The organism is Clostridium sp. HV4-5-A1G (assembly GCF_900184915.1).
In the GTDB taxonomy this organism is placed as follows: Bacteria; Bacillota; Clostridia; order Clostridiales; family Clostridiaceae; genus Clostridium_B; species Clostridium_B aromativorans.
Genome location: NZ_FXYI02000014.1, coordinates 20,673 through 32,558 on the forward strand (window position 1 = coordinate 20,673; position 11,886 = coordinate 32,558).

Below are 11,886 nucleotides of genomic sequence, written 5' to 3' on the forward strand. Positions count from 1 at the left end.
TTGTAATCAATTTTAAATTATTATATAATTGATTCAAAAATGGAATAGGTGAGTTATGATGACAGAAGAACAATTAAAATATTTTGTAACCATAATAGACACGGGCAGTTACATGGAAACCGCCTTAGAGTTAAATATTGCCCAATCTTCTGTCAGCAAACAAATACAGGCACTGGAACGTGAACTAGGTGTCCAGCTCTTTAATCGCCGCCGCAGGCATGTAAAATTAACGGAGGAAGGTAAACAATTATTACCCCAGGCACGACATATATTAGGAGAAATCTATCATCTAAAATACATGGCAAAAAAACTACAACCTGGATACAAATACAGAATAACAGTACTAACTCTGCCTATAATGAGCTGTTTCGGCTTTCACATTCCAGTAAGCAGATTTGAATTGGAAAACCCTTCATTTATAATTAACCTCAAGGAATTGGAAGAACCTCAATTATTTCGTAAATTGCTAGGCAATAATTTTGACATAGCATTGACCTATTGGGACGAACAAAACTTAACCAACGGCAAAAACCCGTTTGTCCCCGTTTCAACGGATAAAATTGTCCTGGCAGTTCACAAAGACAATCTCCTGGCAAAACTAGATCATATTACCCCGGAACAATTAAAAAATATCCCTCTTATGCTGATGGAAACCTATACATGCATATCCCATCTATGCATGGCTTTTTTCGAAGAACATCATATTGTCCCGAATATTATATTTAGAGGAAGACCTGAAACTATTTTAGGCGGTGTGGAAGCTAAACTTGGTTCTGCTTTAATAGCACGTAAACTGGCCAGCCAATTACTAGCTAACAATGTTGTCTTAATACCTCTCTACCCCAGTATTCCAGCTACATTGGGAGCTGTTATCAACAAACACAGTCAAAAAAATCCCAAGGTCAGAGAATTAATTAAAATGTTAATTGATAGAAACAATGAATGATCATTATCCTCCTATAGCCGTCATGTTCCTCTTTACATACTCTCCCTTCTCCAGATTATGTTCCTTAGGTTTGTTGTTAATTGAGTCAATTATTATTTTTTTCAAATTTCCTCCATTTCTCAGTGCCGATTTCAAATCTATTTCATAATCTGAAAGGAGGCAGTCTTTGAGCTTACCATCTGCTGTCAATCTGACTCTGTTGCAATTTCTACAGAACTTATGGGAAACAGGACTTATAAGTCCCACCCTACCTTTCCCATCAGGTAATTTATAGTATTCAGCTGGCGATGACACATCTTTTCTTTCAATTTTTTTTAATTCTTTAACTTTCTCTAAAACCGTTTTATTGGATATAAATTTATTCAGTGACCAGTCCTTTGTCCGTCCAATGGGCATAAGTTCAATAAATCTGACATCTATTTTCTCATATTTTGTTAGATTGACAAAGCTTTCTATCTCACTGTCATTAAATCCGCTGATCAAAACCGTGTTTAATTTTATCGGCGCAAGTCCCACTTTCCTAGCTTCTTCAATTCCCTCAAAAACATCTTTCAGGCATCCTCCCCTAGTTACATCATAGTATTTCTTCTGATCTAAAGTATCCAGACTAACATTTACCCTATTGAGGCCTGCATTTTTTAAATTTCCGGCATACTTTTTGAGAAGTATTCCATTTGTAGTCATGGCAAAATCTTTAATTTTATTTAACTTGCCTATGTTTTCAATTAGATTTATGATGCCCTTTCTAATTAGAGGTTCTCCTCCTGTTATTCTTATTTTTTTTATTCCCAGTGACACAAAAATTTTTGCCAGTTCATATATTTCCTCCAGCCTCAATATCTGATCATGTTGTATCTTTGTTATACCTTTTTCAGGCATACAATATCTACATCTGAGATTGCATAAATCTGTAACGGATATTCTCAAATAATTTATGTTTCTTTCATATGAATCTATCATATTATTCCTCCATCACGTGACTCCTATACTCACGCATCTTTAAACATCCACCAAAATTAATATATCTATCTAAATATTGTTTAATCGTTTTCAATAGATGATAAACGTCTCTTAAACAATTATCCATTTAATTTAGTAAATCATAATTTGTACCTGCAATCAATTTAAAATTATTATATAATCGATTCAAAAACGGAATAGTTAAAATATTTTACTATCCTAATAGGCATCATAAATTATTCATTTTTGGAATAAGCAATCACTTTTTTTGAATTGGAAATTGAATTTATAAGATGTTATGCTAAATTCAGATAATGACTTTACTCACAATATTTGATAATTATCTAAAATTATTTATCAGTAAAGGAGGCAACTAAATGGAAGAACAAAAAACAAATAAAAAAGATTTTCTCAGCGCAACAAATATAACGGGAATTACATCAGCCCTAAATGGTTCAAGGGAATTAATTCAAAATGAGTCATCACAAGATGATGTATCATCCTCTACTAAAACTGTAAAAACATGCTGCAGAGCATGTATCTCCAACTGTGGTGTTATTGCCCATGTCAAGAACGGCAGAGTAGTCAAGCTTGAAGGCGATCCTGAAAATCCTATGAGCAAAGGATCCATGTGTGCCAAAGGACTTTCCGGCATACAAGCTCTTTATAATCCAAATCGTAATAAGTATCCAATGCTGAGAGTGGGCAAGCGAGGTGAAAATAAATGGAAGCGTATTTCCTGGGATGAAGCCATTGATATTCTCGCCAAGAAACTTATGGAAACACGTGAAAAGTATGGAGCAGAAGCTGTACTCTGTTCTACTGGAGGAGGTGGAAATCCTGAATTTTGGAGTATCGCCAGATTTTGTAATGTATTTGGTACTCCCAACTGGTTTGAACCCGGTTGTGCTCAATGTTATCTGCCGCGTATTCTAGCCAATAATTTGATGTATGGTGGTTCTGACTACAGTATTGCCGACTCAAATTGCCTGGAAATTTACTATGCCGATGATACACCAATGAAATGCTTGGTCTTGTGGGGAGCAGCTCCTTCCTACTCCAGTCCTGCAATGGGCGGAGGTGCCGTTGCAGACCTTCGTGCCAAGGGAGTAAAAACCGTTGTAATCGATCCCCGTATGACACCAGATGCAGCTAAAGCTGATGTTTGGTTACCTATAAGACCGGGAAGCGACGTGGCACTACTACAGGCCTGGACTCGCTATATCATTGATAAAAAACTTTACGACAGTGATTTCGTCCTGAAATGGACAAATCTGCCTTATCTGGTGGATGTCAAGACCAAGATGTTCTTACGTTCTAATAAGAGCAATGACCCTAATGTTCCAGATACTTTTATGGTGTGGGATACAAAAACCAATTCAGCTAAGCCCCTAATCTATCCCTGGAATAATGATCTGTCTCCTGCACTGGAGGGCAGCTTTAGCGTAAATGGAGCTGAATGTAAAACCGGATTTCAGCTTTTAAAGGAGAGAGTGGAACCCTATACTATTCAAAAGGCGGCAGAAATATGCTGGCTTAACGCAAGTAAAATTGAAGAGGCCATCAATATATATGCACAAAATTCTCCTGCAGGTCTCTGCCTTGGCGTTGCCACCGATCAAAGCCCCAATTCAGTACAGGCAGCCATGGCAGCAATTATTCTCAATGCGCTGATGGGCAACATCGAAAGGCCAGGATCACTGATGCAACGCTTTAAAACAAGCGGTGTTATTCCCGGTGATGCTGCTGTTTCAACCTATATAGTACCAGCTGCCCGTAAATTGCTTCCAGCGGAACAACTCAAAAAGCGTCTGGGCGGCAACGAATACAAAGGACTTCTATTCTGGTGGGCAGGACACCCTGGTAGTGTCAAAGAGGCAATCCTGACTGGAAAACCTTATAAACCAAGAGTCTGGATTGAGCGTTCCGGCAATAAGTTTGCCAATGTAGCCGAGAGTAAGTCATGGGTTCCCGCTATTAAAGAAATGGAGTTTGTTGTGCATATGTATATGTACCCTACTTCATTCTCCAATTATGCAGACATGCTCCTTCCTGCAGCAGAATGGCTGGAGACGGATATGCCCGTGGAGTCCTGTAATAAAGTCTTTGCTAGACAAGCAGTTACCCACCTTTGGGAAACCATGGATGAAACATTATTCTGGTCCAAACTGGCAAAACGCTGTGCAGAACTTGGACATGAAAACTGCAAGAAAGCATTTGATGAAGAATTTATGGGAAACGATCTTCCTTACTGGAAAGATATGAATGAACTTCTAAATCGCTGTACAAGCGCCTTTGATATGACATGGGATGAATTTAAGGAAAAAGCTCCCTTTGAGTTCCTTCCTAAAAACCAGTGGAAACAGTATTATGTCTACAAGCAGAATAACCCAAAGACAGGCAAGCCAAGAGGATTCGATACACCTTCCAAGAAAATTGAACTCTATTTGGAGAGTCTCATTACCTTAGGAAGAACGGGAATGCCTTACAGTACTTGTGAACTGCCTCCTGCTTCAAAAGACTATGACCCGCTGCCATACTATCTGGAACCTTCTGAAAGTCCTATTGAAGACAGTGAGCTTGCTAAAAAGTACCCTTTGGTTATGACCAATGGGAGACTTCCATTTTATCATCATTCAACCTTGAGAAATGTTCCATGGCTGCGTGAAATGTACCCCGTTCCTGAGATCTGGATTCACCCGGAAGCTGCAAAAACCTACGGCATTTCCCATGGAGACTGGGTATGGGTGGAATCACTAAGAGGCAAGATCAAGGCAAAAGCCAATGTGACAAAGGGCATAAATCCTGGTGCCGTATATATGGAACGTTTTGTTTTCCCCGAAAATTACCATACTGAAACAGAAGGATGGCGTGAAATGAACGTCAACGTACTTTCAAAATCAACTGCTCCATACAACGATGTTGTGGGGACCTACACTTTAAGAGGATTTCTCGTAAGGGTTTCAAGAGCTGAGGACGGTCCGCCAAAAGGAGTCTGGACTAAACCTGAACAGTTCAAGGCATGGCTCCCTCAACCATCCGATCCTACGGAGGTGGTTAAATAATGAAACAAAATGTTTTGGTAATTGATTTAGACAGGTGTATCGGCTGCTATGGATGCAGTGTAGCATGTAAAATGGAGAATGAAGTTGCACTGGGTTCTTCGAGAAATAGAGTACTGACCATAGGTCCTACAGGAACATATCCGGATGTACAGATGTATTGGCTGCCGGTTATGTGCCAGCAATGTGCTGATCCTGCTTGTGTCAAGGTCTGTCCTACAGGGGCATGCTATAAACGCAGTGACGACGGTGTTGTTCTCATTGATCAGGAAAAATGCATAGGCTGCAAGAGCTGTCATAGAGCCTGTCCTTATGAAATAAACAACTTCAACAACGAAATGAGAGTAATGGATAAATGTACTCTGTGCACTCAATTGACAGAAAAAGGTGAAAAACCTGCATGTGTAAAAAATTGCTCAGGCAGGGCCATGATTTTTGGCGATATCAATGATCCGGACAGCGATGTATCCCTGGCATTAAAAGAAGCTGGCAGTGAAAATGTATATAGTCTTCGGGATGTTGGCACTCACCCTTCTGTTCGATACATTTTGCGCCGTGACAAGTGGATTGATGTTATCCCGCAGGAGTGCAGCCAGCAGGACGGGAGGAAAAGATAGGTGAATAAGAATCCAGAGTACCTGACACTTATGAGAAACCGTGAAAATTTGTATCGTTTTTTGGAGCGCCTTTATAAATCAGAAGTGGATGAACCCTTATTTATGCAGATGAAAAACATGGACTTTCCTGTAGATTGCTGTGAAATTGAACTCAGGGAAGGATACCAAATGCTTGGAAAATATCTGGATAATCATGGTAATACTGCATTGACTGACCTGGCTGTAGATTATGCGAAAATTTTTCTTGCTGCAGGAATAGCGGAGGGTTCTGCTGCATTTCCCTATGAGTCGGTGTATACCAGTGAAAAGAAAATCATGATGCAGGATGCCCGGGATAAAGTGATGACTATATATGCGGCAAAGGGTCTGAAAAAAGATGAGGAAAAGCTGAATCTCTTTGAAGATCATATATCCCTAGAACTGGAATTTATGGCATTTCTATGTCAAGAGGCACAAGAAGTTTTGAATATACAGGATGAATCAAAATTTTTGCCCTGCTTAAAGGAACAGATGAATTTTTTAAGTAAGCATTTATTGAATTGGGTTCCAAGCTTCTGCAGTGACATAGAAAAGTATGCCGATACAGAATTTTACAAGGGGATTGGAAAAATCACCAACGGCTATTTGCACTTGGACAATACAATTCTGGAAAGTTTAACGAATTAGCTGCAAATATAATTTATAAAAAGATAGGAGGGGTAATCATTGGGTTATTATGTGAGTTCGGAAAGAATGGACAAAATAATCGATGAACTTAAAAAAGAATACAAAATATATGCTCCTAAACGCTTTGAAAATCGCGGTTGGAAGCCTAATACCGACCTAATACGCTATGCTGAAATCAATTCGGTATCAGAGATCGTCTATGATGAAAAATCTGATTTTTCACCGAAAGAAGTCTTTTACCCTATTAGTCAGACACTTCTTTATTTTACGGAAGATAAATGTATTGAGAGTAGTATTGATGACAGTAAAAATATCATTTTATTTGCCCGCCCCTGTGATATTAACGGCATCAAGAGGCTGGACACTATTTTCCTGAAAAACGGCGATAAAGAGGATAATTATTATAAGCGATTACGTGATAAAATAAAGATCTTCATGATGGAATGCCGGAAAGGATGGGATAATTGTTTCTGCGTTTCCATGGGTTCAAATCGGACTGACAACTACAGCGCAGCTGTAAGATTTGAAGACAACGGCCTATTGATAGAAGTAAAGGATGAGGAATTTAAAAAATACTTCAGCGGGGAAACCTCAAGGGATTTTACTCCTGAATTTGTTCAGCAAAACCAAACAAAAGTAAAATTACCTAAAATAGACAATATTGATCTCTTGAGAAAAGTTTACAACTTGAAATTATGGGATAGCTTCAATACAAAGTGCATAAGCTGCGGCGCCTGTAATACAGTCTGTGGTACGTGCAGCTGTTTTGACACTACGGATATCATATACAATGAAACAAGCCGCAGGGGAGAGAGAAGAAGAGTATGGTCATCCTGCATGCTTGAAGAATTTACAACTATGGCAGGTGGACATAAAGTTAGAGAAACAGCCGGTAAAAGAATGAGATTTAAAACCCTGCACAAGGTTTATGATTACAATGCCCGTTTTGGCGGTACAGAGCATATGTGTGTAGGCTGTGGCCGCTGCAGCCGCCGATGTCCAGAGGAGATTTCATTTTCTGATACTATCAACAGTTTGAGCGATGAAATAGAAAAAATATCAAGTGAAGAACCATCATCCAGGGAGGTGAATAAATAATGACCAATATCACCTTACCTGCACCTTATAAAATTCTAGATGTGATACATGAAACCAATGCCGAATATACCTTCAGGGTTGCATATGATAAGGACAATATCAAGTACGGACAATTTTTTCAGCTGTCAATTCCCAAGGTAGGCGAGGCCCCGATATCCGTAAGCGGCAAGGGAGCTGGATGGCTTGAATTCACAATTCGAAAGGTAGGCAGACTTACAGAGGGAATTTTCGGCCTGCAGCCTAATGACACACTGTTTATGAGAGGTCCCTATGGTAACTCCTTCCCCCTAGATAAATTCAGGAACAAAGACCTGGTGGTAATTGCCGGCGGTACCGGCTTCGCTCCAGTCAAAGGCCTTTTAAACTACTTTTATGAACATCCAAAAGAGATCAAATCCGTAAATCTAATTGCCGGCTTCAAAGATATCGACTGCGTTTTGTTCGAGTATGATCTTAAAAAATTCAAAACTGTATTCAATACAATCTATACCTTAGATAATACTAAAGTAGATGGATTTGAAACTGGAATGGTTATAGCGCACATTAAAAAGATTCCATTTAATACCTTTAAAGACTATAATGTTATTATAGTTGGTCCTCCAATAATGATGCACTTTGCAGCTCAGGAGTGCCTTGCAAATGATGTGGAAGAATCCAAAATATGGGTTTCTTTTGAAAGAAAAATGTCCTGTGCAGTAGGCAAGTGCGGACACTGCAAGATAAACGAAACCTATGTCTGCCTGGAGGGACCGATTTTCAACTATACTAAAGCCAAAGATCTGCTGGATTAACTATTAAATTCTTTGGCATTGTTGGCTCCAAATTTTATACCCAAATTAATCTATGATTATTTACGTGAAAATTAGGCAAAACTTGAATCAGCTTAAATGTTAGATTTGGCAGATTCAAGTTTTGTCTATATAATAATATAAAAATAGGGGGAATTAAAAATGATTGATGTAGATAATGCTCTAAATATAATTAATGAAAATACAAAAAAGCTTCCTTTAGAAAAAAAGGATATACTATCCTGTCTTAACAAAATTTTAGCAGAGGACATATATTCCAAAGATGATCTCCCACCCTTTGACAAGTCCGCAATGGACGGATATGCTATCAAAAGTGATGATACTAGAAACTGTGATACAGAAAACGCGGCAGAATTTGAGATCAAAGGATCAATAAAAGCAGGAGACTATTGCGAAGATGAACTAAAATCCGGTGAAGCTTTTAAAATTATGACAGGAGCGCCCCTGCCTAAAGGTGCAGATGCTGTTATAGAAATTGAAAAGGTGGAAGTTAAAGGCAGTATATTAAAAGTATCCCAAATTGTAAACAAAGATAATAATGTAGTCAAGCTTGGAGAAGAAACTAAAGTTGGTGAATTGGCACTAAATAGGGGAAGTAAGATTAGGCCCGTAGAAATAGGCTTATTGGCTTCATTAGGGTATAGTTCTGTAAATGTCTATAAAAGCCCTACTGTTGCCTTAATCATTACTGGGGATGAATTAGTCAGTATAGATAGCAAACTGAAAAGAGGTAAAATTAGAAACAGCAATGAATATTCACTAAAAGCTTTAATTAAAAATTTAGGTGCAAAAGTCTTGTCCTTAGGAGTAATTAAAGATGACAAGGACAATTTAAGAGAAAAAATTAAATATGCCTTAGAAAATGCGGATATAGTAGTCAGCTCAGGTGGAGCATCTGTTGGAGACTACGACTTTATAGACGATCTGTTAAAAGAAATAGGAGCAGATATAAAATTTACCTCAGTAGCAATCAAGCCTGGAAAACCAGTAACTTTTGCCACATATGAGGAAAAACTATTTTTTTCTCTGCCAGGCAATCCATTGTCTTTAATAACAACTTTTCAAGAACTTGTTAAACCTGCAATTGAAAAAATGATGGGTAAGCAATTTGAAAATAAAGGAGAATTCCCTGTTATTTTAATGGAAGATTTTAAAGCCAAAATAGGAAGGAAAAAATATATATACGTAGAAATTAAAGAACATGATGGAAAATATTACGCTTATAAAGTAGGATCACAATCTTCCAATCATCTAATGACTATGAGTAGATCAAACGGAATTATTATTATTCCTGAAAAATGTGCAAATGTTAAGGCAGGAGAGGTCTTAAATGGAAAATTCATACTATGACATTATATGATTCTACTGAGTATAGATTAAAGATTGGAGGATGAAAGAGGAAAAATGAGTAAAAAAGAATGGCCTGATATTTTAACATTAGCGCTTGGAATTGCACTATTGCCGTCTATATGGGCTGTTATAAGTCCATATATTAGAATTTCAACGGGAGCAGTGGCTCTTATTTGTGCAGCTGTCTATGTAGCTAATGGCAATAAAATTGAAGATGGGATTAAAATTTCAATAGGTTTTTTATGTGGTGATATATGGGCTTGTTGTGCATTGAAAATGATGGACATAATGCAGTTTAATCCGAATGTGGAATTGTTTATTACCCTATTTGTTTTGGGGTTACTGGCAGTAATAATTTCAGGATTGTTTACTAAATGGATATATCTACCTGCATGGTTGTGTGGATGGGCCGTGGGTTTGACTATTATGACTACCGGCAGAATTAATAATTTAGGAAGTCTAGCTATACAAATTGGACTCTCTATGCTAGTGGGTGTATGGTATGTAGGTGCTGGAGTTGACAAATTTCAAAAATTCTTATTTAAATTATATAATAGATAAGGAAGATTTGTGTAAAATGTTATACAATAAAGTTGCAGAGAAGGAAAAAGATATAATTCGGTTATAAATAAAGCAGACATCCGCTAGTTTAGCTGGCGGATGCTTATTGTCAACCTTATCCACTAATTTCAAAAGTTTAAAAGTCATTAGCTTCTTTAATAAACTTTTGGTTTATTTCTAAATTAACGGAGCTAGCGCTATACTCACATCATTATCAATACCTGATCCAATCTTATTTTTATTTGTAAATCTGTTGATGTATAATCCAAAATCTTAGAATTGATAAACACCTGCAAATTATATATAATAATCATGTAGTAGAGTAAATTTAAAAAGGTCAATAAAAAAGAGGGATATTATGTCATTTGATTTTGTAGCAATAGATTTTGAAACATCCAATAATAAATATACCAGTGCATGTTCCATAGGTATTGCTGCCGTAAAAAATAACGAGATATGCAAAAAGGAATATTTTTTAATTCACCCACCGACTCTTGAGTTCAGCAAAAAAAATATATCCATCAATGGGATAACTCCAGAAGACGTTGAAAACTCACCACTTTTTCCCGATATATGGAATAATATAAGTACTTATTTTAAGGACAACCTAATGGTTGCCCACAATGCTGCATTTGACATGTCTGTACTCAAAAATTGCCTGACATTGTACAAGATACCCATGCCAAATTTTAAATATGTTTGCAGCATACCGATATCAACAAGACTATGCAGGGGTAAAAAAATAGGTAAGTCCCTAGAAGACCGCGCCAGGTATTTTGATATAGATTTAGGACACCACCATAATTCTCTCGATGACGCCATAACCTGTGCCAATTTAGTCATCGAATGTGTGAAACGCTCTCATAGGAAAAGCCTTGAATCCTTCTGCAATACATATACCAGTGTTCCAGTTAAAAATTTTAAGGATCTACATCCTAAAATAGAACTTTTCAAAAAAAGAAGTCCTATTTTTCATAATAAATTCAATACAGTTAAAATATCTGAAATTAAACCTGAGTGTAACAGTATCGATACTTCCAATCCATTCTACAATAAAACTGTGGTCTTTACAGGAGATCTAGAAAATTTAAATAGAAGAGATGCCATGCAGGAAGTGGTAAATTTAGGCGGTATATTAAAGAGCGGTGTATCAAAGAAAACAGACTATTTAGTTGTGGGAATTCAGGATAAATCCCTAGTTGACAATTCCGGAATGAGTTCTAAAGAACAAAAGGCAGCTGAACTCAAAGATCAGGGATATGATATTAAAACAATCTACGAAGATGAGTTCTTAGATATGATCAAATATAAAACCAATAGGGAAAATATCGATATTTCCAAAAAAGTTTTAGATTTAGAATCCCTTATAGTCTTCAATAATTTAAATGACAAAATAGAAAAATTGAAAGAATGGAAATTATTGAGCCCTTCGGCAAATGATTTAAAAGACATATACTATAAAAAGAAAAGTAATATTTATAACGCTGACATTCTGGGATATATAAGCAAGACAACAAATCCTAAATGTATAAGTCAATCTTATGAAACAATTGTACTAAAGGTTGAAGATAAGATTATAAAAATAGCTCCTGCTTATCTGCTTGAAATGCAGAAAAAAGACTTTCAGCAGAATCAATAGCATGTAGCCTGTACTAAAACCTATAGGTAATTGCGAAACTCACTGATAAAAATGAATTGATGATGGGAAGAAGTTTCAAAAAAAGGTAATTAGAAGATTAGAGGTAATTCTTGTAATTTATAATAGCTAAACAGAAAAAAAGGGCATAAGAAATAAAGCCATGATTAATTCTAAAATT

General features: G+C 36.9%; 10 protein-coding genes. 9 read left to right on the top strand and 1 reads right to left on the bottom strand.

Going from position 1 to position 11,886, the window contains the following annotated elements; genetic code table 11:
• Nucleotides 1–58 precede the first annotated feature (58 nt).
• Nucleotides 59–946 (top strand): LysR family transcriptional regulator, encoded by an 888-nt coding sequence (locus tag J5G60_RS03050; protein WP_150356644.1) that lies wholly within the window; start codon nucleotides 59–61, stop codon nucleotides 944–946.
• 3 nt (nucleotides 947–949) lie between these two features.
• Here the strand turns inward: J5G60_RS03050 and moaA are convergent, their stop codons facing one another.
• Nucleotides 950–1,906 carry a GTP 3',8-cyclase MoaA gene (gene moaA, locus J5G60_RS03055; protein WP_150356645.1) on the bottom strand — a complete coding sequence of 319 codons (957 nt, stop codon included), beginning with the start codon at nucleotides 1,904–1,906 and terminating at the stop codon, nucleotides 950–952.
• A 377-nt stretch (nucleotides 1,907–2,283) separates the two neighbouring features.
• Here moaA and J5G60_RS03060 point away from each other — a divergent pair, with 377 nt between their 5' ends.
• The 8 genes from J5G60_RS03060 (at nucleotide 2,284) to J5G60_RS03095 (ending at nucleotide 11,708) form a co-directional block, all read left to right on the top strand.
• The gene (locus tag J5G60_RS03060) at nucleotides 2,284–4,971 is read left to right on the top strand and encodes a molybdopterin-containing oxidoreductase family protein (RefSeq protein ID WP_150356646.1); all 2,688 of its coding nucleotides are present in this window, start codon (nucleotides 2,284–2,286) and stop codon (nucleotides 4,969–4,971) included.
• On the top strand, nucleotides 4,971–5,585 hold the full coding sequence (locus J5G60_RS03065) for a 4Fe-4S dicluster domain-containing protein (RefSeq protein WP_150356647.1): 615 nt from the start codon (nucleotides 4,971–4,973) through the stop codon (nucleotides 5,583–5,585). Before J5G60_RS03060 ends, J5G60_RS03065 begins: the two co-directional genes overlap by 1 nt.
• Nucleotides 5,586–6,251, top strand: coding sequence for a TorD/DmsD family molecular chaperone (locus tag J5G60_RS03070; protein ID WP_150356648.1), 666 nt, complete (start codon nucleotides 5,586–5,588; stop codon nucleotides 6,249–6,251).
• A gap of 39 nt (nucleotides 6,252–6,290) precedes the next feature.
• On the top strand, nucleotides 6,291–7,349 hold the full coding sequence (gene asrA / locus J5G60_RS03075) for an anaerobic sulfite reductase subunit AsrA (RefSeq protein WP_106010010.1): 1,059 nt from the start codon (nucleotides 6,291–6,293) through the stop codon (nucleotides 7,347–7,349).
• The gene (gene asrB, locus J5G60_RS03080) at nucleotides 7,349–8,140 is read left to right on the top strand and encodes an anaerobic sulfite reductase subunit AsrB (RefSeq protein WP_190972189.1); all 792 of its coding nucleotides are present in this window, start codon (nucleotides 7,349–7,351) and stop codon (nucleotides 8,138–8,140) included. Before asrA ends, asrB begins: the two co-directional genes overlap by 1 nt.
• A gap of 159 nt (nucleotides 8,141–8,299) precedes the next feature.
• On the top strand, nucleotides 8,300–9,508 hold the full coding sequence (locus J5G60_RS03085; RefSeq protein WP_150356650.1) for a molybdopterin molybdotransferase MoeA: 1,209 nt from the start codon (nucleotides 8,300–8,302) through the stop codon (nucleotides 9,506–9,508).
• A 54-nt stretch (nucleotides 9,509–9,562) separates the two neighbouring features.
• Nucleotides 9,563–10,069 carry a DUF1097 domain-containing protein gene (locus J5G60_RS03090; RefSeq protein ID WP_150356651.1) on the top strand — a complete coding sequence of 169 codons (507 nt, stop codon included), beginning with the start codon at nucleotides 9,563–9,565 and terminating at the stop codon, nucleotides 10,067–10,069.
• 358 nt (nucleotides 10,070–10,427) lie between these two features.
• A complete protein-coding gene (locus tag J5G60_RS03095; protein ID WP_150356652.1) occupies nucleotides 10,428–11,708 on the top strand; it encodes an exonuclease domain-containing protein in 1,281 nt (426 codons plus the stop codon).
• The last annotated feature ends 178 nt before the right edge of the window (nucleotides 11,709–11,886 follow it).